This window comes from Streptomyces sp. NPDC001508 (assembly GCF_040298665.1).
Taxonomy (GTDB): Bacteria; Actinomycetota; Actinomycetes; order Streptomycetales; family Streptomycetaceae; genus Streptomyces.
Map to the genome: position 1 here is coordinate 161,871 of NZ_JBEPAP010000008.1, position 25,548 is coordinate 187,418.

Here is a 25,548-nt window from a genome sequence, read left to right on the forward strand (position 1 = left end):
GGGACCTTCGGCACGTTGTACGCACGGTTGTGCGCAGAGGGGACGCCCCGCTGTCAAGGCGTCCCCTCCGGCGGTGCTGGTCAGTCCTCGCTCGGCGCCGCCGGCAGCTTCGCCTGGATGAGATCCATGACCGTCGAGTCCGTCAGCGTGGTGACGTCACCGAGCTGGCGGTTCTCCGCGACGTCGCGCAGCAGACGGCGCATGATCTTGCCGGAGCGGGTCTTCGGCAGCTCCGCCACCGGCAGAATCCGCTTCGGCTTGGCGATGGGACCGAGCGTGGCACCGACGTGGTTGCGCAGCTCGCCGACCAGACCGTCGTCCTCGGACGCCGTACCCCGAAGGATCACGAACGCGACGATCGCCTGCCCCGTCGTCTCGTCCGCCGCGCCGACGACGGCCGCCTCGGCGACCGACGGATGCGAGACCAGCGCGGACTCGACCTCGGTCGTCGAGATGTTGTGGCCGGACACCAGCATCACGTCGTCGACACGGCCGAGGAGCCAGATGTCCCCGTCCTCGTCCTTCTTCGCCCCGTCGCCCGCGAAGTACTTGCCCTCGAACCGCGACCAGTAGGTGTCGAGGAACCGCTGGTCGTCGCCCCAGATGGTGCGCAGCATCGACGGCCACGGCTCGGTCAGGACGAGATAGCCACCGCCGCCGTCGGGCACCTCGTTCGCCTCGTCGTCGACGACCGTGGCGGAGATGCCGGGCAGCGGCCGCTGCGCGGAGCCCGGCTTGGCCTCGGTCACGCCGGGCAGCGGCGAGATCATCATCGCGCCGGTCTCGGTCTGCCACCAGGTGTCCACGACCGGGGTGCGGTCCGCGCCGATGTGCTTGCGGTACCAGATCCAGGCCTCGGGGTTGATCGGCTCACCGACAGACCCCAGCACGCGCAGGCTGCTGAGATCGAACTTCGCGGGGATGTCGTCGCCCCACTTCATGAACGTGCGGATGGCGGTGGGCGCCGTGTACAGGATCGTCACCCCGTACTTCTGCACGATCTCCCAGAAGCGGCCCTGGTGCGGGGTGTCCGGCGTGCCCTCGTACATGACCTGGGTGGCGCCGTTGGCCAGCGGCCCGTAGACGATGTAGGAGTGCCCGGTGACCCAGCCGACGTCCGCCGTGCACCAGTACACGTCCGTCTCCGGCTTGAGGTCGAAGACGGCGTGGTGGGTGTACGCCACCTGGGTGAGGTAGCCGCCGGAGGTGTGCAGGATGCCCTTCGGCTTACCCGTCGTGCCGGACGTGTAGAGGATGAACAGCGGGTGCTCCGCCTCGAACGGCTCCGGCGTGTGCTCGGCGGACTGCCGCTCGACGATCTCGTGCCACCACACGTCCCGCTCGTCGTGCCAGGCGACCTCCTGACCGGTGCGGCGCACGACCAGCACGTGCTCCACGTTGTCCACGCGCGCGATCGCTTCGTCCACGGCCGGCTTGAGCGCGGACGGCTTGCCGCGCCGCCAGCCGCCGTCGGAGGTGACGACCACCTTGGCGTCGGCGTCCTGGATGCGCGTGGCGAGCGCGTCCGCCGAGAACCCGCCGAAGACCACCGAGTGCGCGGCGCCGATACGGGCCGTGGCCAGCATCGCGATCGCCGTCTCCGGGATCATCGGCATATAGATCGCGACCCGGTCACCGGCACGGACCCCCAGCTCCAGCAGAGCGTTCGCGGCCTTGGAGACCTCGTCCTTCAGCTCGGCGTAGGTGATCGCGCGGCTGTCGCCGGGCTCGCCCTCGAAGTGAATGGCGACCCGGTCGCCCAGCCCGGCCTCGACATGCCGGTCCACGCAGTTGTACGCGACGTTGAGCCGACCGTCCTTGAACCACTTGGCGAACGGCGGGGTCGACCAGTCCAGCGTCTCCGTCGGCTCCTCGGCCCAGGTAAGGCGGCGGGCCTGCGCGGCCCAGAAGCCGAGCCTGTCAGCCTTGGCCTGTTTGTACGCCTCTGCCGTGACGTTGGCGTGCGCGGCCAGGTCAGCGGGCGGCGCGAAGCGTCGCTCCTCCTTCAAGAGGTTGGCCAGGCTTTCGTTGCTCACGACATCTCCCTTTCGAAGGGTGTCCGTTGTGTCCCAGGCCACAGCTCATCAGACCCAGGGGGCCGATGACAAGGGCCGACCATTAATTGGTTTAGACCTCTGTGCGGGGCGCGGCTACTTCTACCCACGGACGCCGACCTCCCCGAGTTCACACCCACGGCAACCGAGCGCCCGCCGCCGAGGAATGCAGGCGTTTCGGCCACGGCGGACGGACCCGCGCCGCCAAGAGTGCCACCAGCGTCCCGCGGACTCACCGCCGCCCCCGCCACAGCCCGGCGTGTCGCCGAGCCACGACGGGCCTGCCCCCGAAGCCCGTCAGGGCTCCTCCGTACCCGGCACGTGCTGGAACACCTCGTCCCCGATCGTCCCGCCGAGCAGATACGCCTGTGCCTCGCCCACGTGGAAGTACATCCCGTGCAGTTCCAGACCGCCTTCCGCCCGCGCCCGCGCCACCGAGTCATGGGCATACAGGTGCTCCAACTGCTGGACCACATTGGTCAGGCAGAGCTGCTCGACCGCGTCCGCGGCCGACCGTCCGGCCAGCCGTGCCCAGGGGCGGCTGTCGTCGGCCATCCGCTTCAGGCTCGGCTCCCCGTGCCGCAGCCACCGGCCGAGCGGCGTCTGCCCGTCCCCGGGGGCGGAGTTGAGCAGGGCCTGCATGGCCCCGCACCCGGAGTGCCCGCACACCGTGATGGACCGCACCTTCAGCACGTCCACCGCGTACTCGATCGCGGCCCCCACCGAGTCGTCGCCCCACTCCTCGCCCGGCGGCGGCACCAGGTTGCCGACATTGCGGACGACGAAGAGGTCGCCGGGACCACTGGAAGTGATCATCGACGTGACGAGCCGGGAGTCGGCGCAGGTGAGGAAGAGCTGGGATGGCCGCTGCCCCTCCCGCGCCAGCCGTGCCAGCTCATTTCGCACCAGGGGCGCGGTGTTGCGCTGGAACGCGCTGATCCCACGGGCCAGTTCATGCCCACCGAAGCTGTGGGCGGCGCTCGTACCGGTTCCGGTGAGGGCCCAGGTACCCGTGCGAGTGTCGGGACCGCCTGCGGAGCGGACGCCGACACGGATGCCGGTGCCGGTGCCGCTGCCGGCGCCCGTGCCGGAGCGAGAGCCTTGGCCCGAGCCCGAGCCCGGTTGCGAGCCGACGCCCGAGTCCGAGCACGGTTCTGAGCCGACGCCCGAGCCCGTGTCCGAACCCGGTTCCGATCCAGCGCCCGCACCCGAGCCCGAGGCTGAACCCGAACCCGAACCCGAACCCGAACCCGGACCCAAACCCGGTTCCGAGCCCGAGCCCGAGGCGGAGTCCGTGCTGGAGCCGGGAGTTGGGCCCGAGCCGGTGTCCGAGGCGACTGGGTTCGTGCCAGGGCCGGAGGCGGCGGGGAACGGGTGGGTGCCGGCACCCGCGCCGTCGCTGTCTCCTCCGCGGCCTACGCCGCCTCGTGCGCCGGGCTCGGTGGTCGGCAGCCCGGTCTCGTCAGGCATCCGGTGTCCGGACGTGCCGTCGCCCGACGAGCCGTCCCGGCCGTCCCGGCCGCCGGATGGCATGGCGCACTGGTGGTTGCGCCACGGTGTCCAAGGTCGGCAGTGGCACTCGGCGGAGGCCGGCCGCTCGCTGGTCCGGATCCCCGTGCGACAACCGGTCAGCTCGGTGGTGCCGCCCTGCGCGGTGTGTGAGGTCCGCCAGTCCTGCAGTGACTCGTACGCCGCGTGGTCCATGAACGAACCGTCCAACTCCACCACGGCGTGGGCGCCTTGGGGTACGAGATGCAGGGACCGGCTGAGCCGGGGGACCGCCAGGAACGTCAGCTGTCCGCATACATGTACGTGATGGACTCCTCCCTTCTCTTCGTGCGTGATACGGGTGCGGGTGAGGCGGTGCATGGCTACGGCGACGGCCACGGCGACCCCGAGCGCCACTCCCTCCAGGACGCCCAGGAACACCACGCCGAGTGTGGTGACGGCGTACACCAGCACTTCTCTGTGGCGGGTCACCGTGCGGATGTGGTGCAGCGACACCATCTGGATGCCGACGGCCATCACCAGGGCGGCGAGCGAGGCGAGCGGGATGAGGTCCAGGACCGGAACCATCAGCAGCGCGGCGACTACTACGAAAACGCCGTGCAGCATCGTGGAGTTCCGGCTCACGGCACCGGATTGCACATTCGCCGAACTCCGCACCGCCACGCCCGCGACGGGCAGCCCGCCGAGCGCCCCCGAGGCGATGTTGGCCGCGCCCTGTCCGAGCAGTTCCCGGTCCAGGTCGGAGCGGCCGGCGCGGGGTTTTGGGCCGGGGCGGGCGGCGACCATCTTGTCCACGGCGACCGCACCCAGCAACGACTGCACGCTGCACACCAGCGTGGTGGTGAAGACGGCGGCGACCAGGCCCAGCACCGGTCCCTCCGGCAGTCCGGCGAGGGCATGGCTGCCCCAGGACGGCAGGTCGACCTTGGGCAGGACGAGTCCGGCGAGCGAGGCGGTGACCGTGGCCCCGGTGACGGCCACCAGGGCGGCCGGGATCTTGCGCAGCAGCCGGACCGGCCGGCCGGGCAGCCGCGGCCAGGCAAGGAGCAGGACCAGGGTCAGCGCGCTTATCGACACCGCCGCGGGGTGCAGGTCGGCCAATTGGGCGGGCAGACCGAGGATGTTGTCGATGACTTCGCTCTGCGGGGTGCCGCCCAGCACGACATGCAGTTGGGCGATGGCGATGGTGACGCCGATACCGGCGAGCATGCCGTGCACCACGGCGGGGCTGACGGCGAGGGCGCTGCGGGCCACGCGCAGGCATCCCAGGCCCAGTTGGGAGAGTCCGGCGAGGACGGTGATGGCGCACGTCGTGCGCCATCCATAGCGGTGGATCAGATCGGCGGTGACGACCGTGAGCCCGGCGGCGGGACCGCTGACCTGGAGTGGGCTGCCGCCGAGCTGTCCGGCGACGAGCCCGCCGACGGCGGCGGCGACCAGGCCGGCCTGGAGCGGGGCGCCGGTGGCGAGGGCGATGCCGAGGGACAGAGGCAGAGCGATCAGGAAGACCGCGATCGACGCGGACAGGTCGGCGCCCGCGATGCGGAACCGGCGGTGCGGGGCAGGGGGCGGGCTGTGTGGTTGGTGTGGGTGCTTGGTTCGGGTGTGGACGCAGGCTGACATGTTCCCGTCTCCTCCGGGGCAGCGCGGTCGCGGAATGGGGGGCCCGTCGATGACGGGGCGGTCGCGGCCGTGGGTCACGGCGTGCAGCGGCGGGATGAATCAACGCTCAGTAAACGAATCGTAATTGCGAGTAAAGGTCATGCATATCTTTTCTACGCAAATGGTGCAGATATTCACCTGTTGAGGTGAAGTGGACTGTTTATCGGCTTGTCGTATTTAGTCCTTCTCGATCCCGTGCGACCTTGGCGGCGCTGTCGGCACAACCCGGCACATCGCCGCAAAACGCCTGATCAGCGTTTGCCTGAGAGAAGGAAGAAGGTGGGCGGAACATGGCCGCCAACCAGAGGGTCGCCGTGGGTGCCATGGTCGCCGCGGCGTGTGCCGCGTCGCTCGTCGGTTGCGCGACCGGCTCCAGCGGTTCGAAGGAAGGGGCGCCCGGCCCGGCGAAGGGAGCGCCGGCGCCCAACAGCATGCTCCATCTGATCGGCGACGGATCCACCGCTTACACCGGGGCGCAACCCCACCTGCCCAAGCCCGAACGGCTCAAGTCCGGCGAGAAGCCACCGCAGTTCGTGGTGTTCTCCTGGGACGGTGCGGGCGAGGACAGTCAGAAGCTGTTCTCCCACTTCCGCAAGGTCGCCAAGGACAACAACGCCACCATGACCTTCTTCCTTAGTGGCGTGTACATGCTGCCGGAGGAGAAGCGCGACCTCTACCGCCCCCCGCAGCACTCACCGGGCCGCTCGGACATCGGCTTCAACGACGAGAAGGGCATCGCCGACACCGCCCAGCAAGTGCGTCTGGCCTGGCTGGAGGGCAATGAGATCGGCACTCACTTCAACGGGCACTTCTGCGGCACCGACGGCGGGGTCGGCCAGTGGTCCGTGGAGGACTGGAAGAGCGAGATCACCCAGGCCAAGCAGTTCGTGAAGAACTGGAAGACCAACAGCGGCCTGAAGAAGTCCGCGCCGCTGCCCTTCGACTACGACAAGGAGCTGATCGGAGCCCGCACCCCCTGTCTGGAAGGCCAGAAGAACTTCATGAAGGCGGCCCGGGAAATGGGCTTCCGCTACGACACCAGCGGCGTCAACAACCAGGTCTGGCCCAAGAAGAAGGAAGGGCTGTGGGACCTGTCGATGCAGCTCGTGCCGTTCCCCGGCCACACCTACGAGCAGTTGACCATGGACTACAACTTCATGGTCAACCAGTCCGGCGCCTCGACCCAGGGTGACCCCGACAAGTACGACTACTGGGGCGACCAGATGCGCGACGGCCTGCTCAAGGGCTTCCACCGGGCCTACGACGGCAACCGCGCCCCCCTGGTCATCGGCAACCACTTCGAGTCCTGGAACGGCGGCACCTATATGCGTGCCATCGACGAGGTCGTCGAGCAGGTGTGCAACAAGCCCGAGGTGCGCTGCGTGTCCTTCCGGCAGCTCGCCGACTGGCTGGACGCCCAGGACCCGCAGACCCTGGAGAGGCTGCGCTCCCTGGAGGTGGGCGAGGCGCCCAAGCAGGGCTGGGCGTCCTTCCTCTCGGCCCGCCCGGCCCCGGCCCCGAAGGGGGTGCCCGGGGCGCCGGCGGTCAAGCAGTAGCCGTCAGGCGGGGGCGGCGACGCCCTCGCCCAGCACGAACCCGGGGTCGACCTGCGCCGCCAGGTCGGCCCCGGTGCGCTCGTCGCCCCACGCCTCGGCGTTCTTCAGGTGGAAGTGCACCATCTGCCGCGTGTAGCGCTCCCAGTCGCGCATCTCGTAGGTCGCGTCGGCGGCGACCCGCAGCTTGCGCAGGGCGCGGCGGTTGGCGTCCTCCAGGAACTCGAACCGGGGCGGCCGGCCCTTCTCCATCGCGCGCACCCAGTCCGAGTGCCCGAAAGCCACGAGCAGGTCGTCCCCGACCTCCGCGCGGAGGAAGTCGAGGTCGTCCTCGCCCTGCACCTTGTTGCCCACGACCTGAAGGACAACCCCGAAGTCCCGGGCGTACTCCTTGTACTGGCGGTAGACGGAGACCCCCTTCCGGGTCGGCTCGGCGATGAGGAACGTGATGTCGAAGCGGGTGAACATGCCGGAGGCGAAGGAGTCCGAGCCCGCGGTCATGTCGACCACGACGTACTCGTCGCGGCCGTCGACGAGGTGGTTGAGGAACAGCTCGACTGCTCCGGTCTTGGAGTGGTAGCAGGCGACCCCCAGGTCGGCGTCCGTGAAGGGCCCGGTGACCATCAAACGGACGGCGCCGCCGTCGAGTTCCACCGGTCGCGCGCAGGCGTCGTAGATCGGATTCGGCTCCCGCACCAGGACCAGCCGCGAGCCGTCGCCCGGCGGGGTCGTTTTGATCATCGTCTCGGCGGAGGCGATGCGCGGGTTGGCGCCGCGCAGGTAGTTCTTGATCAGTGGCAGCTGCTCGCCCATCGCGGGCAGCACGGCCGCTTCCGCCTCGCCGAGACCGAGGGCCGCGCCGAGGTGCTGGTTGATGTCGGCGTCGATGGCGAGGACCGGCGCGCCCGTGGCCGCGAGATGGCGGACGAAGAGGGAGGAGAGCGTGGTCTTGCCGCTGCCGCCCTTCCCGACGAAAGCAATTTTCATGTTCACGAAGAGTAGTCGTGCGATGTCGCTGTGTGGCAGAGTATGAGAAGAAGACCACTCCTTCGTGGGGCGGCCGCGGGCAGTGCGTAGTGTCGTGCCCATGAGTTCGACAGGCGCGACCGCCGATCCGCTCGCGGCCCTGGGCGCACTGCCCGGGGTGGCCGAGTCCGTGGAGTCCGTGCGCAAGGCCGTGGACCGGGTCTACGGGCACCGGATCATGCGTCGGCGCAGCAACGAGATCACCTCGGAGGCGGCACTGCGTGCCGCCCGGGGCTCCGCGGCGCTGTCCTGCGCGGACTGGGCCCTGGAGGAGGTGCGGCGGCGCACCGACTTCGGCGCCGACGGCGACGCGCGCGTGCTCGGCGCCGCTCTCAGGCTGACCGCCGAGGCGGGCCAACTGCTGTCGGTCTGGCGACAGTCGCCGCTGCGCGTGCTGGCCCGGCTGCACCTGGTGGCCGCCGCGAGCGGTGCGGACGAGGCCGGCAGGCCGCGCCGGGACGGCGAGCCCGTCGACGAGCCGCTGATCGAGTTGCCGCTGCCGGGCGCGGACGAGGTGTCCGGCCGGCTGGAGGGGCTCGCGGAGCTGATCGTCGCGGGAAGCGCCGCTCCCGCCCTGGTGACTGCGGCCGTCGTGCACGGCGAACTGCTCGCGCTGCGCCCCTTCACCTCCCACAACGGCCTTGTCGCGCGCGCGGCGGGGCGGATCGTCCTGGTGGGCAGCGGCCTGGACCCGAAGGCGGTGTGCCCGGCCGAGGTGGGGCACGCGGAACTGGGCCGCGCGGCCTATCTGGCGGCCCTCGACGGCTATGTCGCCGGCACTCCTCAGGGCATGGCCGCCTGGATCGCCCACTGCGGCAAGGCGGTCGAGCTGGGGGTGCGTGAGTCGACGGCGGTGTGCGAGGCGCTGCAGCGGGGCGCGGCCTGAGAACAAGGCCGCGGCGGTACGAATCCTCGTACCGCCGCTGGCATGCTCGCCGGGTTACCAAGCGTCCTCGATGTAGTGCCCATCAGGCCGGGATCTTCGCCCGTCACCTGGTGCGGCTGGCCCGTAATCGACGGGTCGACGTCGCGTGGGTGCCCGGTGTTCATGCTCGGTCCGTGGGGCCGAAAGCGTATTGAAAGGTGATCCTCTCGGATGTCCTGTGGTCTCGCGGGCCGTTGAGTCCTTTGTACTGCAAGCCCGGAGCAAGCGGAACCCCTGGCCATGGTTCTTTACTTTTGGGTTCAAATGCCTGCCAATCGGGCGGCGGCGAGGGGTCAGGCGACTGAGCTGCGGCGCCGGGAGGCGTACCAGACCAGACCCGCGGTGGCCGCCGCCGCGCCTATCGCCGCCGCGGCCACCAGGACCGGACGCGGCGGCGTCGAGAACGCGGGCAGCCGCTGCTTGAGCCGGACCGGCCGGTGGAAGTCCAGAATCGGCCACCCGCGCGCGAGTGCCTCGCGGCGCAGCGCCCGGTCCGGGTTCACGGCGTGCGGATGCCCGACGGCCCCGAGCATCGGCAGGTCGGTCGCCGAATCGCTGTAGGCGTAACAGCGGTCGAGGTCGTACCCCTCGGACTCGGCCAGTTCCTTGATCGCCTCCGCCTTGGTGGGGCCGTACGCGTAGTACTCCACCTCACCGGTGAAGCAGCCGTCGTCACCGACGACCATGCGGGTGGCCACCACCCGGTCGGCGCCGAGCAGTTCACCGATCGGCTCAACCACCTCGGCACCCGACGTGGACACGATCACGACGTCGCGCCCGGCCGTGTGATGCTCCTCGATGAGGGAGGCCGCCTCGTCGTAGATGATCGGGTCGATCAGATCGTGCAGGGTCTCGGCCACGATCTCCTTCACCTGCTGGACGTTCCAGCCGCGGCACAGGGTGGACAGATACTCGCGCATGCGCTCCATCTGGTCGTGGTCCATGCCGCCGACCAGGAAGACGAACTGCGCGTATGCGGTACGCAGCGCGGCCCTGCGGTTGATCAGTCCGCCTTGGTAGAACGACTTGCTGAAGGTGAGCGTGCTCGACTTGGCAATGACCGTCTTGTCCAGGTCAAAGAAGGCCGCAGTGCGGGCCAAGGGGCGGTTTTCCACGACCCTGAGCATAGGCGCCCACCATTCGGCGTAAGGTGGGGCGCGTGGGTTTGCCTGAGAGGGCTCTCGGGTACACCATGGAAGTCACGGATCGTTCGCGACCGTGCTAACCCGGTCCGACTCCTCCCCCCCCGAGTCGGCCGTGGGGACGACCCCCGCTCTCCCCCCCGGCGGGGGTCGTCGCATGTCCGGGTGGGTTTTCCTCTTCTCCAGGCGGCCTCGGTGCCGTGGCAGGGCGGCTTCGGCCGCCCTTTCAGTGTGCCCATGATTCGTCACGCACGGTAGCCGCGAGGGTGCGCTGCGGAAGTCGTATGGCGCCTCGTGCACGGGTCACCGGTTTGGGTGACGGCGATATTCACAGCCACCGAGTTGTCCACAGTTTTCGACCAAGATCCACATGATTTCCGGGATCGCTGCACCGTGATTCCAACGCGCTCCGCCCGCCACGAGTTCATGGCCGGTTCCGTTTGTCGGCGCGCGTTTGGCCGGTTCGTATCGGCCGTTCATATGAAGGCCGGTCGCCGGTTCTTCACACGGTCGGGAATCGCGTGGCCGCATCGGCCGCGCGCAGATGCAGCGAAGGGGGACCACACATGGCCGGAACCGTCACTCACGATCCACCGCCCGCCGTCTCAGGACGCCCGGGCAGGCCGCTCATCGTCACCGAGGACGCCGAACTCCTCGACGACCTGCTGCGCCTGTGCGCGGCGGCAGGCGCGACACCCGAGGTCCACCACGGAGTGCCGGAGCGCAGGGGCAGCTGGGAGGCGGCACCGCTCATCCTGGTCGGTGACGATGCCGCGCGGCGCGTGCGCGGGGCCGCGCGTCGACGCGGAGTCGTCCTGGTCGGCCGGGACCAGGACGACTCCGGAGTGTGGAAGCGGGCCGTCCAGATCGGCGCCGACCACGTCCTGATGCTGCCTGACGGCGAGCAGTGGCTGGTCGACCGCATCGCCGATGTCGCCGAGGGAGTCGGACGGCCCGCGCTCACCGTCGGCGTCATCGGCGGCCGGGGCGGCGCCGGAGCCTCCACGCTCGCGTGCGCGCTCGCCGTCACCTCCGCGCGTGAGGGACTGCGCACCCTGCTCGTGGACGCGGATCCGCTCGGCGGCGGACTCGACGTACTCCTCGGAGGTGAGACGGCCGAAGGACTGCGCTGGCCGGCCTTCGCCGCCTCACGCGGCCGGGTCGGCGGCGGCGCCCTGGAGGAGTCCCTGCCCCGGCTGCACTCCCTGAGGGTGCTCAGCTGGGATCGCGGCGACTGCGTCGCCGTCCCGCCGCAGGCCGTGCGGGCGGTGCTCGCCGCCGCCCGGCGGCGCGGCGGCACGGTCGTCGTCGATCTGCCCAGGCGACTGGACGACGGCGTCGCCGAAGTCCTCGCCCAGCTCGACCTCGCGATCCTTGTCGTCCCCGCCGAACTGCGCGCCGTCGCGGCGGCCGGACGGGTGGCCTCCGCCGTCGGCATGGTCCTGCGCGACCTGAGGGTGGCGGTACGCGGGCCGTACGCGCCTGGACTGGACGACCGCGAGGTGGCCCGCCTGCTCGGCCTCCCCCTGGTCGGCGAAGTGCCCGTCGAGTCGGGGCTGCTGCGCCCGCATCACAGCGGGAAACCACCCGCCGCGGCCGGCCGGGGACCCCTGGCCCGGTTCTGCAAGGACTTCTGGGAGCGCACGCTGGTCGAGGCGGGTGCCGCATGAGGGCGATTCCCGGCCTCGAACCAGCGGACGGCGCGAGGCTGCTCGACGGCGTGCGGCGCCGACTGGCCGAGAGCGGCGCCGAGCCGACACCCGCGCGCGTGGCGCAGGCGCTGCGCGACCAGGGACGGGTGCTCGGTGACGCCGAAGTCCTGGGCGCGGCCACCCTGTTGCGCTCCGAACTGGTCGGCAGCGGCCCCCTGGAACCGTTGCTCGCCGATCCGTCGGTCACCGACGTCCTGGTGTCGGCCCCGGACCGGGTGTGGGTGGACCGCGGCGGAGGTCTGGAGCTGACCGCGGTGACCTTTCCGGACGCGGCGGCGGTACGGCGCCTCGCGCAGCGGCTGGCCGCCGTGGCCGGACGCCGGCTCGATGACGCGCGGCCCTGGGCCGACGCCCGCCTGCCCGACGGAACTCGGCTGCATGCCGTGCTGCCCCCGGTCGCCGTCGGCTGCACCTGCCTGTCACTGCGGGTCGTACGGCCCCGGGCGTTCACCCTCGACGAACTGGTGGCGGCGGGCACGGTGCCGCCCGGCGGGGACCGGGTCCTGCGGGCGCTGCTCCGGGCGCGGCTTTCCTTCCTGATCAGCGGCGGTACCGGAAGCGGGAAGACAACCCTGCTCAGCGCCCTGCTCGGGCTCGTCGGACCCGGGGAGCGGATCGTGCTCGCCGAGGACTCGGCGGAGCTGCGGCCGGACCACCCGCACGTCGTGCGGCTGGAGACCAGACCCGCCAACCAGGAGGGCGCCGGCCTGGTCACCCTTGAGGACCTGGTGCGCCAGGCGCTGCGGATGCGCCCCGACCGGCTGGTCGTGGGCGAGGTGCGCGGCCCCGAGGTCGTGCATCTGCTGGCCGCCCTCAACACCGGGCACGAGGGCGGCTGCGGCACCGTCCACGCCAATGCCGCCGCGGACGTCCCGGCCCGCCTGGAGGCCCTGGGCACCGCCGCCGGGCTCGACCGGGCCGCCCTGCACAGCCAGCTGGCGGCAGCGCTGTCGGTGGTGCTGCACCTGATCCGGGACCGGACCGGCCGCCGCCGGATCGCCGAAGTGCACGTCCTGGAGCGGGACCCCGCGGGCCTGGTCCGGACGGTCCCGGCCCTGCGCTGGACCCCGGGGGCGTTCGCGCGCGAGCGCGGATGGGAGCGGCTGCGCGGGCTGCTCCACGGTGAGGCAAGTGAACCCAACGGTGGGGGCGATGACAGTGATCCATGAGATGTCGACGGGGGCCGCGGGGGCGTGCGTCGCGGTGGCCGTGTGGCTGTTCGGCCAGCGGCACCACGGCGCGCGGCGGGCGCGGCTGCTGCTCGCGGGTGGCGGAGTCGTGGGGACGGGACCACCCCGGAGGGGCCTGGCCGCGGGCGAACTGCGGCGCCTGCACGGCCGGTTGCGTGGCGAATGGTGGGCCCTCGGCATCGGGCTGCTGCTTGCGCTGCTGGGTACGTCGGTGATTCCGGCCGTCGCGGGGGCGGCCGGCGTGCCCGTACTGCGCCGGATGCGGCTGGCCAGGGCGGCCCGGCGGACCCGGGAGCGGCGGACGGATGCGGTGATCGCGTTGTGCGGGGCGCTCGCCGGGGAGGTGCGCGCCGGACGGCAGCCCGGGGAGGCGCTGTTGTGTGCCGCGCGTGACAGCGGCGGGCTCGGGGACACGCAGGCCGCGGTCCTCGCGGCGGCCCGGTTCGGCGGGGACGTACCGGGCGCGCTTGCCGCGGCGGCCCGGCAGCCGGGTGCCGAGGGGCTGCTGGGGCTCGCGGCGTGCTGGCGGGTGGCCGTGGACCAGGGCGCCGGACTCGCGGCCGGTCTCGACCGGCTCGACGCGGCCCTGCGCGCCGAGCGGGACCAACGCGCCGATCTGCGGGCCCAGTTGGCGGGTGCCCGGGCGACGGCCGTGATGCTCGCGGCCCTGCCCGTCCTCGGGCTGCTGCTGGGTACGGCCATGGGCGCCGGCCCGCTGCGGGTGCTGCTGCACACGGGAGCGGGACTGGGCTGCCTGGTGGTCGGCGGACTCTTCGAGGCCGCCGGGCTGTGGTGGGCGGCGCGGATCGTACGGGGAGCGGAGGCGACATGAGTGCGGACGTTGTCCACAGGCTGGGGGCGGCGGCCGGAGCGGCGCTGGCGCTCGGCTGGTTGGTACGGCAACTGACGGCGGGGCGGCGCGAGCGCCGGGCGCGCGGACGGCTGGCCGGGCTGCTGATGCCCCGTGCGTCGGCCACGCGGCCGCCCACCTCGCGCAGGGCTGCCGGGCAGTCGGCCTTCGAGATGCGCGCTGCCGTACGGCGGTGGCTGCCGTGGGCCGGCGCCGTGTGCGCCGGTTGGGCGCTGGTGGGCGGAACCGCGGGGGCCATGGTGGGGCTGGGCGTGGCCGCGGCGCTGTGGCGGTGGCGGCGCCGGCAGAGGGCCGCGAAGGGGGCGGAGGAGGCCGATGCCGCCGAGGCGGCACGCCAACTGCCGCTCGCCGCTGACCTTCTGGCGGCGTGCATCGCGGCCGGCGCCGGCCCGGTGGTCGCCGCTCAGGCCGTCGGGGAGGCCCTTGCGGGACCGGTCGGGGAAGGGCTCGCGCGAGGTGCGGCGGAGGTGCGGCTGGGCGGTGAACCGGCCGAGTCCTGGCGGCGGTTGGCGGCCCTGCCGGGTGCCCGGCCGCTGGCCCGGCTGCTGGAGCGGGCCGACGAGTCCGGGCTGCCCGCGGCGGGACCCGTCGCCCGGCTCGCCACGGACGCCCGCGCGCAGTGGGCGCGCACCGCGACGGCGCGGGCCCGCCGAGCGGCCGTCATGGTCACCGCGCCGGTGGGGCTGTGCTTCCTGCCCGCCTTCGTCACCGTCGGCGTCCTGCCCGTGGTGATCGGGCTGGCCGGGGGAGTGGTGCGAGGGGGTGGTGGATGACGAGGTGAGACGGCGGTGCTGCGCCGGCGGCGGCCTGATCCGCCGGCACGACCGGCCCGCCGACAGGCCGACATCACTGGCGGGACTGCACGACTGGCAGGGCAGATGGGGCCGACAAGGCCACTGAACAAGGGAGTTGAGATGAACGTGAAGGTCAAGAAGGTGTGGGCCCGGCTGCGCGTGGTGCGGCGCCGGGACTCGGGGATGGTGACGTCCGAGTACGCGATGGGGATCGTCGCGGCGGTGGGGTTCGCCCTGCTGCTCTACGAGGTCGTGACGAGCGGCCAGGTCCGTGCGGAACTGCAGGCCATCGTGAAGCGAGCCCTCAGTGCGCGGATGTGAGCGGAAGGAGAGGCGCGATGCGGGGTTCGTGACGGCGGAGGCGGCCGTGGTGCTGCCCGTCCTCGTGGCGTTCACGATGGCCCTTGTCTGGGGGCTGTTCGTGGTGGCGGCGCAGATCCAGTGCGTGGACGCGGCCAGGACGGGTGCGCGGGCGGCGGCCCGGCAGGATCCCGCCGACGCGGTCGTGGAGGTCACCCGCGCGGCGGCACCGGGCGGCGCGAAGGTCACGGTCACCCGTGAGGGAGACCAGGTGCGCGTCACGGTCGTGGCCCGGCCGCCACTGCTCGGCGCGCTGCCCCTGGAGGTGCGGGAGGAGGCCGTGGCGGCCGCGGAGGAGACGGTGGGGGCACCGGCGGCGGAGCCGAACCCATGAGGCGCTGTGTGCCGGAGCACTTCCGCTGCTCCGTCCGGGGCTGGTCGCCCGGATGGCGTGGGGGTGGCCGCCCGGACTGTTTCGGCCGTCTTCCCCGGTGGCTTCGTGGCTGCCTCTCGGGCCGTCTGACCGGGGGGCGCCGGGGGCGGTTCCCGGGTTGTCTTCCTGGGTGGCTTCGGAAGCGGCTCTCGGGTCGCTCGCCCGGGTGGGGCGCCGCGCGGTTTTCGGATGAGGGGTCCGCCACCGTCTGGAGTGTCGGGGCGATCGCCGTCCTGTGCGTGGTGTTCGGCGTCGTGCTCGCCCTCGGGCAGGCCGTCGTGATCCGGCACCGGGCGGCGGGCGGCGCGGATCTCGCGGCGCTCGCGGCGGCGGACCACTGGTCCGAGGGCAGACAGGGGGCCTGTGCCCGGGCCGAGCGGGTGGCGGGCGCGCAGGGCACGCGGCTGGTGCGGTGCGCGATCGTGGGGGAGACCTCGGACGTCACCGCGGCGGCCGGTGGCGGGCCGTTCGCGGCTGAGGTCAGGGCGCGGGCCGGTCCTGCGGGACCGCTTGCGCAGGACCCGCTGCCCGCACCCCCGCCGACCGTCGCGCCGGCTCCGGCCGCGGCCTTTCACCGGGGGCCGGCGTCCGCGCAGGAACCGGCGTCCGCTCAGACGGCTGCTCAGAGCGCGGTGTCTGCTCAGACCGCGGTTGCTACTGGGATTCCGAAACGCGCGCAGGTCCCGGCGTCTCTTCGGGACCCGAAGCCTGCCCCAGCCCCGGAGTCCGTTCAGCTCCCGGTGCCTGCCCGGCCTTTGGCGCCTGCCCAGTTCCTGGCGCCTGCCCGGCCTCTGGCGCGTGGCCGGCTCCTGGTGCCTGCCCGACATCCGGTGTCTCCTGGCGGGCCCCCGGCTCCCGCGGGGCATCCCGCAGCAGGGTCGTGAGGAGCCGTACTGCTCCTCGCTTGTGCAACGGCTCGTTCCCGTTGCCGCACTTGGGGGACTGGATGCAGGACGGGCAGCCGGCGTCGCACTCGCAGGCGGCGATGGCCTCGCGGGTGGCGGCCAGCCATTCGCGGGCGGTGTGGAAGGCGCGTTCGGCGAAGCCTGCGCCGCCCGGGTGGCCGTCGTACACGAAGACCGTCGGCAGGAGCGTGTCGGGGTGCAGCGGCACCGAGACGCCCCCGATGTCCCAGCGGTCGCAGGTGGCGAACAGCGGCAGCATGCCGATCGAGGCGTGCTCGGCGGCGTGCAGGGAGCCGCCGAGGATCTCCGGGTTGATCCGGGCCTCGTCCAGCTGGTCCTCGGTGACCGTCCACCACACCGCGCGCGTCCGCAGCGTACGAGGAGGGAGGTCGAGCTTCGACTCGCCCAGCACTTCACCGGTGATGACACGTCGACGCAGGAAGGAGACGACCTGGTTGGTGACTTCTACGGAGCCGTAGCAGAGTCGGCCCGCGCCCCAGGGGACCTCGATGTCCGTCTCCAGGACGGAGATGGACGTGGTGTCGCGGGCGACCGTCGAGTAGGACGGTTCGGCCTGCTCGACCAGGGCGACCGAGTCCTCCAGGTCGAGCGAGCGCACCAGGTAGGTGCGGCCCTGGTGCAGATGGACCGCACCCTCGTGCACGGTCGAGTGCGCGGCGCCCGCGTCGACCGTGCCCAGCAGGCGCCCCGTCCCGGTCTCCACGACCTGCACCGGCGTGCCGCCCGCGCCGCGGATGTCGGTCAGGTCGGCGGCCCGCTCGCGGCGCGTCCAGTGCCAGGCCCTGGTCCGCCGGCGCAGCAGCTTCGCGGCCTCCAGCTGCGGCAGCAGTTCCGCGCAGGCAGGGCCGAACAGCTCCAGGTCCTCGTCGGTGAGCGGAACCTCCGCGGCGGCCGCGCACAGGTGCGGGGCCAGGACGTACGGATTGTCGGGGTCGAGGACCGTGGACTCCACGGGCTGCTCGAACAGGGCTTCGGGGTGGTGCACGAGGAAGGTGTCCAGCGGGTCGTCGCGGGCGACCAGGACCGCCAGGGCGCCCTGGCCGGAGCGTCCGGCGCGGCCCGCCTGCTGCCACAGGGACGCGCGCGTGCCCGGGTATCCGGCGATCAGCACGGCGTCCAGCCCGGAGACGTCGACGCCGAGTTCCAGGGCGGTCGTGGCGGCCAGGCCCAGCAGCTCGCCGGAGTACAGGGCGCGTTCCAGGGCGCGTCGCTCCTCGGGGAGGTAGCCGCCCCGGTAGGCGGCCACGCGCCCGGGCAGGGAGCGGTCGACCTCGGCCAGACGTTCCTGGGCGATCACCGAGATTAGCTCGGCGCCGCGCCGGGAGCGGACGAAGGCGACCGAGCGCACGCCCTGCACAGTGAGGTCGGTCAGCAGGTCGGCGGTCTCGGCGGTGGCGGTGCGGCGGACGGGTGCGCCCTTCTCTCCGTGCAGTTCGGTGAGCGGAGGTTCCCAGAGGGCGAACACGAGTTCCCCTCGCGGTGAGGCGTCGTCGGCGACCTCGACGACCGGCAGGCCGGTCAGCCGGCGGGCCGCCACGGACGGCTCCGCGGCGGTCGCGGAGGCCAGCAGGAACACGGGGGAGGCGCCGTAGCGGGCGCACAGGCGGCGCAGCCGGCGCAGCACCTGGGCGACGTGCGAGCCGAAGACCCCGCGGTAGGTGTGGCACTCGTCCACGACGACGTACTTCAGGGACTTCAGGAAGGAGGACCAGCGGGCGTGCGAGGGCAATATGCCCCGGTGCAGCATGTCCGGGTTGGTGAGGACGTAGTTGGCGTACTGGCGGATCCACTCGCGTTCCTCGAACGGCGTGTCTCCGTCGTAGACGGCGGGACGCACCGCGGTGCCGAGCGATTGTGAAAATTCCTTCACCGATCTGCACTGGTCCGCCGCGAGGGCCTTCGTGGGGGCCAGGTACAGCGCGGTGCTGCCGCGGCCGTTCGGGGCCTCGGAGCCGTCCAGGAGGGCGGACAGGACCGGCACGAGGTACGCCAGTGACTTGCCGGAGGCGGTGCCCGTGGAGACGATCACCGAGTCGCCGTCCAGGGCGTGCTCGGCGGCCAGGGCCTGGTGCGCCCAGGGGTGATCGATGCCCGCGGCCTGGACGGCCGCGACGACCTCCGCACGGATCCGGTCGGGCCAGACGGCATGGCGTCCCGCGCGCGGGGGCAAGTGCTCCGTATGAGTGATGCGCGCAGACCGGCTCGGCCCCGAGGCGAGCCGGTGCAGGACCGTGCCCGGGGCGAAGCGGGAGGCGGCGTCCGTCGGGGGTCGATCGGATCGGTGATTCTTGGCCATCGGGACCGAGTGTGTCACCGGCGTGACGGACAATGGGGCCAAGGCGTCGTGCACGCCTGCCGGTAAGTGATTGAATGCCATCGCGGCTGGCGTACGTCCCGGGGGCCGCAAGCCGAGGTGTCCCGAGTGGCGACCGCTCGATAGCAAGGTGCTGGAGGATCCGTGGACCTGTCCCTGTCGACCCGTACCGTCGGCGATCGTACGGTCGTCGAGGTCGGTGGCGAAATCGACGTATATACCGCGCCCAAGCTGCGCGAGCAGCTGGTCGAGCTGGTGAACGACGGGAATTTCCACCTCGTCGTCGACATGGAGGGCGTGGACTTCCTCGACTCCACCGGGCTCGGCGTGCTGGTCGGCGGCTTGAAGCGGGTGCGTGCCCATGAGGGCTCCCTGCGCCTGGTCTGCAACCAGGAGCGCATTCTCAAGATCTTCCGCATCACCGGCCTCACCAAGGTGTTCCCGATTCACACCTCGGTCGAGGAAGCGGTTGCGGCCACCGACTGACCTCGGTCCGTCGACCGGATTCGGGCCGCCGAGCGGTCCGAATCCGCCGTAGGACCGTGTCCCGGGCCGGTCGCCCGGGTCGAAAAAGTTGATCAGGGGTCGGGGCTTTCGGCGGCCCGGCCCCCCGACCGCACGCCCGAAGTTCCGAGGGGGATGCATGGCCACCGTTGAACTCCGTTTCAGCGCGCTGCCCGAGCACGTCCGGACCGCCCGACTGGTGGCGGCAGCGGTGGCGCGCAGGGCCGGGGTGGACGAGGCCGTACTCGACGAGGTCCGGCTCGCCGTGGGCGAGGCATGCTCCCGCGCCGTCGGGCTGCACCAGAGTTCCGGCACCACCGCGCCGGTGAAGGTGGTGCTGGTCGAGGAGGAGAAGCAGTTCTCCATCGAGGTCGGCGACGAGGCGCCCCGTTCGGCCCCGGGTGACCGGGCGCCCGGCGGATCCGGACATGACGCGGACGCGGAGGCCGAGGAGGACGAGATGGGCCTCGCGGTCATCAGCGGCCTCGTCGACGATGTGGAGGTGACCGCCGGGGAACACGGCGGGCAGATCCGTATGACCTGGCCGACCACGCCGCCGGCGGTCGCGCTCGGCTGAGGCGTTCCGTAGCACCGGCACTCCGCCGGTGCGATCATCTGTCACCGGCACCCCAGCGGCGCCGTCCGTGGCGTGCGCCCCGTCGGGCGGCACACTCAAGGGCCCTGCTCAGCAGGGCCCTTCGTGCTGTCGTCCGCCCCCGCCACCCGAAATTCGTGAAGAAATTCACGATCAATGACCCGATAATTTGATCAAGCGGCAATGCGGGCGTCAATGCTTTTGAGGCATTACCGCTTTCGGGTTCGGTGGCGTGGCGTCGATCATTTGCTGAAGAGCGAGTGAAGGCTAATTCCGTTTGCCGCGCTCTGTTTTGATCAGGTTCCGGTACCTACAATCCGTCCACATCTTGAGCTCAGCCCAAGCGTCAAGGAGGACGAATGGCGGGGCTTTCTACCCCTCATCAGTTGGGCCACCCCACAACCCTCGCAGCCGCAGTCCTGACCGACGGCAACCGTGTCCTGGTGGCGGTCTTCGTGGTCGTCGCGCTGGCCGCGCTCGTGGTAGCCGGGATCCTGGTGCGCCAGGTGCTCGCGGCCGGCGAGGGCACCGACAGCATGAAGAAGATCGCTGCTGCGGTCCAGGAAGGCGCCAACGCCTATCTGGCCCGTCAGCTGCGCACGCTCGGCGTTTTCGCCGTGATCGTGTTCTTCCTGCTCATGCTGCTGCCCGCGGACGACTGGAATCAGCGTGCCGGACGGTCGGTGTTCTTCCTGATCGGAGCGGCGTTCTCGGCGGCCACCGGCTATATCGGCATGTGGCTCGCCGTGCGCAGTAATGTGCGCGTCGCCGCAGCGGCCCGGGAGGCGACACCGGCGGAGGGAGAACCGGAAAAGGATCTCACCACCGTCTCGCACAAGGCCATGAAGATCGCTTTTCGTACGGGCGGCGTCGTCGGCATGTTCACGGTGGGGCTCGGCCTGCTGGGCGCCTCCTGTGTCGTACTGGTGTACGCGGCCGACGCGCCGAAGGTGCTTGAGGGCTTCGGCCTCGGGGCCGCCCTGATCGCCATGTTCATGCGGGTCGGGGGCGGCATCTTCACCAAGGCCGCCGACGTCGGCGCCGACCTGGTCGGCAAGGTCGAGCAGGGCATTCCGGAGGACGACCCGCGCAATGCCGCGACCATTGCCGACAACGTGGGCGACAACGTCGGCGACTGTGCGGGCATGGCGGCCGACCTGTTCGAGTCGTATGCCGTGACCCTGGTCGCCGCGCTGATCCTCGGCAAGGCGGCGTTCGGTGACTCCGGGCTCGCCTTCCCGCTGCTGGTACCGGCCATCGGTGTGATCACCGCCATGATCGGCATCTTCGCGGTCGCCCCGCGCCGGGCCGACCGCAGCGGCATGTCCGCGATCAACCGGGGCTTCTTCATCTCGGCCGTGATCTCGCTCGCCCTGGTGGCGGTGGCGGTCTTCGTCTATCTGCCGGGGAAGTACTCCGACCTCAGCGGCGTCACGGACGCGGCGATCAGCGGAAAGAACGGCGATCCGCGGATCCTCGCCCTGGTGGCGGTGGCGATCGGCATCCTGCTCGCCGCGGTGATCCAGCAGCTCACCGGCTACTTCACCGAGACCTCGCGCCGCCCCGTGCGCGACATCGGCAAGACCTCGCTCACCGGTCCGGCCACCGTCGTGCTCGCCGGCATCTCGATCGGTCTCGAATCGGCCGTTTACACCGCGTTGCTGATCGGACTCGGCGTCTACGGAGCGTTCCTGCTCGGCGGTACGTCGATCATGCTGGCCCTGTTCGCGGTGGCGCTGGCCGGTACCGGCCTGCTCACCACCGTCGGTGTGATCGTCGCCATGGACACCTTCGGCCCGGTCTCCGACAACGCACAGGGCATCGCCGAGATGTCCGGCGACGTCCAGGGCGCGGGCGCGCAGGTGCTCACCAACCTGGACGCGGTCGGCAACACCACCAAGGCCATCACCAAGGGCATCGCGATCGCCACCGCCGTCCTGGCGGCCTCGGCGCTGTTCGGGTCGTACCGCGACGCGATCACGACCGGGGCGCACGACGTCGGCGAACGGCTCTCCGGGGCTGGCGCGCCGATGACCTTGATGCTGGACATCTCGCAGCCCAACAACCTCGTCGGCCTCATCGCGGGTGCGGCGGTCGTCTTCCTCTTCTCCGGGCTCGCCATCAACGCCGTGTCGCGGTCGGCGGGCTCCGTGGTGTTCGAGGTGCGCCGGCAGTTCCGCGAGAAGCCCGGGATCATGGACTTCAGCGAGAAGCCCGAGTACGGCAGGGTCGTCGACATCTGCACCAAGGACGCCCTGCGGGAGCTGGCCACACCGGGTCTGCTGGCCGTGATGGCGCCCATCTTCGTCGGCTTCACGCTCGGCGTCGGCGCGCTCGGCTCCTATCTGGCCGGCGCCATCGGTGCGGGCACGCTGATGGCCGTGTTCCTCGCCAACTCCGGCGGCGCCTGGGACAACGCCAAGAAGCTCGTGGAGGACGGCAACCACGGCGGCAAGGGCAGCGAGGCCCATGCGGCCACGGTGATCGGCGACACCGTCGGTGACCCCTTCAAGGACACCGCGGGACCGGCGATCAACCCGCTGCTGAAGGTGATGAACCTGGTGTCGCTGCTGATCGCGCCGGCCATCATCAAGTTCTCCTACGGAAGCGACAAGAGCCTCGGCGTGCGGATCCTGATCGCGGTCCTGGCGCTCGTGGTCATCGTCGGCGCGGTGTACGTCTCCAAGCGCCGTGGCATCGCCGTGGGGGACGACGAGGAGGACGCCGAGCGGGTGTCCGAGTCGGCGGATCCCGCGGTGGTTCCGTAGGCGGTCTCACCAAGGCTCAACGGGCGGGCGGCGCGCATCGACGCGCCGCCCGCCCGCTTCATATGCGCCCGCCCGCCCACTGCGACCGTGAGCCTTCTCTCCCTCGGAGCAAACGCTATCAAAAGTGTTATTAACGGACGTACGACGTGCGGATGCGGACGGTGCGGCGTGTAGGGTCCGGGGGCCGAGAGCCACGGAAGGGACCGATCCGGTGAACAAGAAGCTCGCGGCCGCACTGTCCGGCGGCGCGGTACTGGCGCTGGCGCTGACGGGATGCGGCGGCGACGACACCAACGAAAAGCTGGACGCCTGGGCCAAGCAGGTCTGCGACGCGGTGCAGCCGCAGGCCAAGAAGATCGCGTCCGCCAACACCGCGATACAGAAGCAGACCTCGGACAACAGCGCGCCGGCGGACGTGCAGAAGACGGACGCGCAGGCCTTCCAGGACATGTCGGACGCCTACAAGGCGATCGGCGCCGCCGTCAGCTCGGCCGGGGCGCCCACCGTCGACGGCGGCGAGAAGAAGCAGCAGGACGCCGTCAAGGAGCTGAACGCCATCTCGGCGCAGTACGCGTCCCTGAAGAAGCAGGTCGACGAGCTGAACACCAAGAACCAGGCGAAGTTCGCCGACGGTCTCAAGGACATCGCGACGGCGCTGTCCAAGCTGAGCGAGACCGGCAACGACGCGCTCAAGAACCTGGAGGAGGGCGACGTCGGCAAGGCGATGGCCAAGCAGGAGACCTGCAAGTCGGCGTCCGCGTCGGCCTCGCAGACCGCGAGCTGATCCGGGGGCTGATCCGAGGGCTGTTGCGGGGCCGACTCCGGGAGGGCTCGGGTACGTGCACCGCCCGCACGAGCGGACACAATGGGACACGTGAGTAACGCCACCCTGCGCTCCCTGCCGTCCTTTGACCGCCCCGATGCCGCCGCCCGGCTGCGCGAGGCCCTGCTCGGCGCCTCCTTCACCGCCGACGGGCTGCTCGAACTGCTCGGCGCCCCGGCCTATGCGGCACTGGCCCGCAGCGAGACCGTGCCCGCGCTCCGGGCGACCCGTGGCGACACGCCGCTGGAGACGCTCGTACGGCTGTTCCTGCTCCAGCAGCCCGTCCCGTACGCGCGCGTGGCGGTCGTACTGCCCCTCGCGGAGTGCCTGGAGAGCGGCTGGCTGGTGCGCACGGGCGGGGACGCGGTCGCCGCGACCGTGGACGTACGGCCGTACGGCGGTCCGGGCGGCGAGGACTGGTTCATCGCGTCCGACCTCGGGTGCGCGGTCGGCGGCGCGGGCGGCATCGGGAACCGGGACGAGGGGGTGGTGCTCGGGGTCGGCGGTGCCTCCACCACGCTCGCCGGCATCACCGTGCGCACGCCCGTCGCCGCCGCGCTCGACCTCGGCACCGGCTCCGGGATCCAGGCCCTGCACGCCGCCCAGCACGCCACGCGCGTGACGGCGACCGATGTCAACCCGCGCGCCCTGCACATGACCGCGCTGACCCTCGCCCTGTCCGGCGCCCCGGCCGCCGACCTGCGCGAGGGATCGCTGTTCGAGCCGGTCAAGGAGGGGGAGACGTACGACCTGATCGTCTCGAACCCGCCCTTCGTGATCTCGCCCCGCGCCCGGCTGACCTACCGGGACGGTGGAATGGGCGGGGACGATCTGTGCCGCTCGCTCGTTCAGCAGTCGGGGGAACGGCTGAACGTGGGCGGGTTCGCGCAGTTCCTCGCCAACTGGCAGCACGTGGAAGGGGAGGACTGGCAGGACAGGATCAGATCATGGGTGCCGCGCGGGTGCGACGCATGGGTCGTGCAGCGCGAGGTGCAGGACATCACGCAGTACGCCGAGCTGTGGCTGAGGGACGCCGGCGACCACCGTGGGGACGCCGCCGAGTACCAGGCGCGGTACGACGCCTGGCTCGATGAGTTCGAGGCGCGCAAGGTCAGGGCGGTCGGGTTCGGATGGATCACGCTGCGCAGGACGGAGGCCTTGGCGCCCTCCGTCACCGTGGAGGAATGGCCGCATCCGGTCGAACAGCCGCTCGGCGAGGCGGTCCGGACACATTTCGCCCGCCTCGACTACCTCCGGGAGCATGACGACGCGGCGCTGCTCGACAGCCACTTCCGGCTCGTCGCGGAGGTCGTACAGGAGCAGGTCGGTCTGCCCGGCGCCGAGGACCCGGAGCATGTCGTGCTGCGCCAGAACCGTGGGATGCGGCGCGCCACCAAGGTGGACACCGTCGGCGCCGGTTTCGCCGGCGTGTGCGACGGCACGCTGAGCGCGGGCCGCATTCTGGACGCCATCGCCCAGTTGCTGGGCGAGGATCCGGTGGTCCTGCGCGACCGTACGCCGGCGCAGATCCGCCTCCTCGTGGAGCAGGGCTTCCTGGAACCGGCGTGACGAGGCGGCCCGCCCTTGGCCGGGGGCGCTCTGTGGCCTACGTGGCCTCTGTGACGCGCGCGAGGCGGTGACTCTGCGGTTCCCCTGCCGGGCGGGACGGCGCGCGCCGTGTGACTGATGCGCCGTTTGTGGCAGGCGTGTCTGCTGTGACCCGAGCGCTTTGTGAGCCGAGCGCTTCGTGACCCGCGCGCCGCCCTGACGCCACCTGGTCCATGGGCTCCCCATGACCCGTAGCCGGCGCTTTTTGTGACCTGCGTGTCATCCGTGGGGAAATCGTCCGGAACGAGGTGGGCGGCCGGTTTGGGAGCGGTGGGGTTCGGACGTGGGCGGGAAGGTTCGCCGACCGCCCGTTCACCTCGGATTCGCCCGGGCGCCGCCCGCGCGTGCCAGTCTCCCGGCGCTGGGTACGCACGGACGGGGGGAAAGGGGCGCGAGGAACCATGGAGAGCGGACCGGCGATCTTCGCGGGAGTGGTGTTCGCCCTGTTCGGGGGCGCTCTGCTGGCATGGACCGGCACGCGGCTGCACCGCCGTGAGCCCATCGCCCACGGTGTGAGTCGGGTCGCATCGGCGACTTTCACCGGCCTCGCTTCGGCGATCGCGCTGGGCCTCGGGGCGTACTGCTTCACCCGCATCTGAGGGCGTCGCGCCTGCTGTTCCAGGCGTAAGGGGAGCGTCATCCTCCGGGCGCGGCCCTACGGGTCGCCCATCGGTCCGGGCGGCAGGAATGGCGGTAGTCGGGTTACCGTTCGAGTGGCCGTTGCGGGCTTTTCCCGTTTGACACGGGGGCGGGATGTACCGTCACACTCCGCAGCGTCACCACCACCCGACCCCGGGACAATGACCTGGGGAGGCCCCAAGCGTCGACCGGAGAGAAGA

The 25,548-nt window shown here is 71.4% G+C and carries 19 protein-coding genes and 1 pseudogene; 15 read left to right on the forward strand and 5 right to left on the reverse strand.

The window, feature by feature from the left end; all coding sequences use genetic code 11:
• Positions 1 to 80: 80 nt before the first annotated feature.
• Positions 81 to 2,036, reverse strand: coding sequence for an acetate--CoA ligase (gene acs / locus ABT245_RS10945; protein WP_351731542.1), 1,956 nt, complete (start codon positions 2,034 to 2,036; stop codon positions 81 to 83).
• Positions 2,037 to 2,351: 315 nt separating this feature from the next.
• Positions 2,352 to 5,186, reverse strand: coding sequence for a bifunctional SulP family inorganic anion transporter/carbonic anhydrase (locus ABT245_RS10950; protein ID WP_351731545.1), 2,835 nt, complete (start codon positions 5,184 to 5,186; stop codon positions 2,352 to 2,354).
• 329 nt (positions 5,187 to 5,515) lie between these two features.
• Between ABT245_RS10950 and ABT245_RS10955 the strand changes: the two genes are divergently transcribed.
• Complete coding sequence (locus ABT245_RS10955) at positions 5,516 to 6,781, forward strand: polysaccharide deacetylase family protein (protein WP_351731547.1); 1,266 nt, start codon at positions 5,516 to 5,518, stop codon at positions 6,779 to 6,781.
• Between the two features lie 3 nt (positions 6,782 to 6,784).
• Here the strand turns inward: ABT245_RS10955 and ABT245_RS10960 are convergent, their stop codons facing one another.
• Positions 6,785 to 7,765: an ATP-binding protein gene (locus tag ABT245_RS10960; protein WP_351731550.1), complete on the reverse strand. Its 981-nt coding sequence runs from the start codon at positions 7,763 to 7,765 to the stop codon at positions 6,785 to 6,787.
• Positions 7,766 to 7,865: 100 nt separating this feature from the next.
• On the opposite strand from ABT245_RS10960, the gene ABT245_RS10965 reads away from it, so the two are divergent.
• Positions 7,866 to 8,690: a Fic family protein gene (locus ABT245_RS10965; protein WP_351731552.1), complete on the forward strand. Its 825-nt coding sequence runs from the start codon at positions 7,866 to 7,868 to the stop codon at positions 8,688 to 8,690.
• 332 nt (positions 8,691 to 9,022) lie between these two features.
• Here the strand turns inward: ABT245_RS10965 and ABT245_RS10970 are convergent, their stop codons facing one another.
• Complete coding sequence (locus tag ABT245_RS10970) at positions 9,023 to 9,856, reverse strand: HAD family hydrolase (protein ID WP_351731554.1); 834 nt, start codon at positions 9,854 to 9,856, stop codon at positions 9,023 to 9,025.
• Between the two features lie 581 nt (positions 9,857 to 10,437).
• Between ABT245_RS10970 and ssd the strand changes: the two genes are divergently transcribed.
• The 7 genes and pseudogenes from ssd to ABT245_RS11005 form a co-directional block, all read left to right on the forward strand.
• A complete protein-coding gene (gene ssd / locus ABT245_RS10975; RefSeq protein ID WP_351731557.1) occupies positions 10,438 to 11,541 on the forward strand; it encodes a septum site-determining protein Ssd in 1,104 nt (367 codons plus the stop codon).
• Positions 11,538 to 12,752, forward strand: coding sequence for a TadA family conjugal transfer-associated ATPase (locus ABT245_RS10980; RefSeq protein WP_351731560.1), 1,215 nt, complete (start codon positions 11,538 to 11,540; stop codon positions 12,750 to 12,752). Before ssd ends, ABT245_RS10980 begins: the two co-directional genes overlap by 4 nt.
• On the forward strand, positions 12,736 to 13,605 hold the full coding sequence (locus tag ABT245_RS10985; RefSeq protein WP_351731562.1) for a type II secretion system F family protein: 870 nt from the start codon (positions 12,736 to 12,738) through the stop codon (positions 13,603 to 13,605). The genes ABT245_RS10980 and ABT245_RS10985 overlap by 17 nt, the downstream gene beginning before the upstream one ends.
• Entirely contained in the window at positions 13,602 to 14,417 is an 816-nt protein-coding gene (locus tag ABT245_RS10990) for a type II secretion system F family protein (RefSeq protein WP_351731564.1), read from the forward strand. Before ABT245_RS10985 ends, ABT245_RS10990 begins: the two co-directional genes overlap by 4 nt.
• A 141-nt stretch (positions 14,418 to 14,558) precedes the next feature.
• Positions 14,559 to 14,759: a DUF4244 domain-containing protein gene (locus tag ABT245_RS10995; protein ID WP_351731566.1), complete on the forward strand. Its 201-nt coding sequence runs from the start codon at positions 14,559 to 14,561 to the stop codon at positions 14,757 to 14,759.
• A 28-nt stretch (positions 14,760 to 14,787) separates the two neighbouring features.
• On the forward strand, positions 14,788 to 15,132 hold the full coding sequence (locus ABT245_RS11000) for a TadE family type IV pilus minor pilin (protein ID WP_351731568.1): 345 nt from the start codon (positions 14,788 to 14,790) through the stop codon (positions 15,130 to 15,132).
• A gap of 125 nt (positions 15,133 to 15,257) precedes the next feature.
• A pseudogene (locus ABT245_RS11005) lies at positions 15,258 to 15,680 on the forward strand (Rv3654c family TadE-like protein); the annotation flags it as partial.
• Between the two features lie 145 nt (positions 15,681 to 15,825).
• On the opposite strand, the gene ABT245_RS11010 reads toward ABT245_RS11005, so the two are convergent.
• Positions 15,826 to 18,474, reverse strand: coding sequence for a DEAD/DEAH box helicase (locus ABT245_RS11010; protein WP_351731571.1), 2,649 nt, complete (start codon positions 18,472 to 18,474; stop codon positions 15,826 to 15,828).
• An 81-nt stretch (positions 18,475 to 18,555) separates the two neighbouring features.
• On the opposite strand from ABT245_RS11010, the gene bldG reads away from it, so the two are divergent.
• The 6 genes from bldG to ABT245_RS11040 all read left to right on the forward strand — a co-directional run bounded on the left by bldG (position 18,556) and on the right by ABT245_RS11040 (position 25,308).
• On the forward strand, positions 18,556 to 18,897 hold the full coding sequence (gene bldG, locus ABT245_RS11015; RefSeq protein ID WP_010986038.1) for an anti-sigma factor antagonist BldG: 342 nt from the start codon (positions 18,556 to 18,558) through the stop codon (positions 18,895 to 18,897).
• A 157-nt stretch (positions 18,898 to 19,054) separates the two neighbouring features.
• On the forward strand, positions 19,055 to 19,492 hold the full coding sequence (locus tag ABT245_RS11020) for an ATP-binding protein (protein ID WP_351731573.1): 438 nt from the start codon (positions 19,055 to 19,057) through the stop codon (positions 19,490 to 19,492).
• Between the two features lie 377 nt (positions 19,493 to 19,869).
• The gene (locus ABT245_RS11025; protein ID WP_351731575.1) at positions 19,870 to 22,278 is read left to right on the forward strand and encodes a sodium-translocating pyrophosphatase; all 2,409 of its coding nucleotides are present in this window, start codon (positions 19,870 to 19,872) and stop codon (positions 22,276 to 22,278) included.
• Between the two features lie 211 nt (positions 22,279 to 22,489).
• Complete coding sequence (locus tag ABT245_RS11030; protein WP_351731578.1) at positions 22,490 to 23,062, forward strand: small secreted protein; 573 nt, start codon at positions 22,490 to 22,492, stop codon at positions 23,060 to 23,062.
• A gap of 81 nt (positions 23,063 to 23,143) precedes the next feature.
• The gene (locus tag ABT245_RS11035; RefSeq protein ID WP_351731580.1) at positions 23,144 to 24,670 is read left to right on the forward strand and encodes a DUF7059 domain-containing protein; all 1,527 of its coding nucleotides are present in this window, start codon (positions 23,144 to 23,146) and stop codon (positions 24,668 to 24,670) included.
• A 440-nt stretch (positions 24,671 to 25,110) separates the two neighbouring features.
• Complete coding sequence (locus ABT245_RS11040) at positions 25,111 to 25,308, forward strand: hypothetical protein (RefSeq protein WP_351731583.1); 198 nt, start codon at positions 25,111 to 25,113, stop codon at positions 25,306 to 25,308.
• The last annotated feature ends 240 nt before the right edge of the window (positions 25,309 to 25,548 follow it).

Excerpts from the sequence above, each read along its gene's own strand:
- ABT245_RS10985 (WP_351731562.1), top strand. The coding sequence starts at position 12,736 with ATGACAGTGATCCATGAGATGTCGACGGGGGCCGCGGGGGCGTGCGTC.
- ssd (WP_351731557.1), top strand. The coding sequence starts at position 10,438 with ATGGCCGGAACCGTCACTCACGATCCACCGCCCGCCGTCTCAGGACGC.
- ABT245_RS10950 (WP_351731545.1), bottom strand. The coding sequence starts at position 5,186 with ATGTCAGCCTGCGTCCACACCCGAACCAAGCACCCACACCAACCACAC.
- ABT245_RS10960 (WP_351731550.1), bottom strand. The coding sequence starts at position 7,765 with ATGAAAATTGCTTTCGTCGGGAAGGGCGGCAGCGGCAAGACCACGCTC.
- ABT245_RS10995 (WP_351731566.1), top strand. The coding sequence starts at position 14,559 with ATGAACGTGAAGGTCAAGAAGGTGTGGGCCCGGCTGCGCGTGGTGCGG.
- ABT245_RS11040 (WP_351731583.1), top strand. The coding sequence starts at position 25,111 with ATGGAGAGCGGACCGGCGATCTTCGCGGGAGTGGTGTTCGCCCTGTTC.
- ABT245_RS10955 (WP_351731547.1), top strand. The coding sequence starts at position 5,516 with ATGGCCGCCAACCAGAGGGTCGCCGTGGGTGCCATGGTCGCCGCGGCG.
- ABT245_RS11010 (WP_351731571.1), bottom strand. The coding sequence starts at position 18,474 with ATGGCATTCAATCACTTACCGGCAGGCGTGCACGACGCCTTGGCCCCA.
- ABT245_RS10980 (WP_351731560.1), top strand. The coding sequence starts at position 11,538 with ATGAGGGCGATTCCCGGCCTCGAACCAGCGGACGGCGCGAGGCTGCTC.
- ABT245_RS11020 (WP_351731573.1), top strand. The coding sequence starts at position 19,055 with ATGGCCACCGTTGAACTCCGTTTCAGCGCGCTGCCCGAGCACGTCCGG.
- ABT245_RS10970 (WP_351731554.1), bottom strand. The coding sequence starts at position 9,856 with ATGCTCAGGGTCGTGGAAAACCGCCCCTTGGCCCGCACTGCGGCCTTC.
- ABT245_RS10965 (WP_351731552.1), top strand. The coding sequence starts at position 7,866 with ATGAGTTCGACAGGCGCGACCGCCGATCCGCTCGCGGCCCTGGGCGCA.
- ABT245_RS11025 (WP_351731575.1), top strand. The coding sequence starts at position 19,870 with ATGGCGGGGCTTTCTACCCCTCATCAGTTGGGCCACCCCACAACCCTC.
- ABT245_RS11035 (WP_351731580.1), top strand. The coding sequence starts at position 23,144 with ATGGGACACGTGAGTAACGCCACCCTGCGCTCCCTGCCGTCCTTTGAC.
- ABT245_RS10990 (WP_351731564.1), top strand. The coding sequence starts at position 13,602 with ATGAGTGCGGACGTTGTCCACAGGCTGGGGGCGGCGGCCGGAGCGGCG.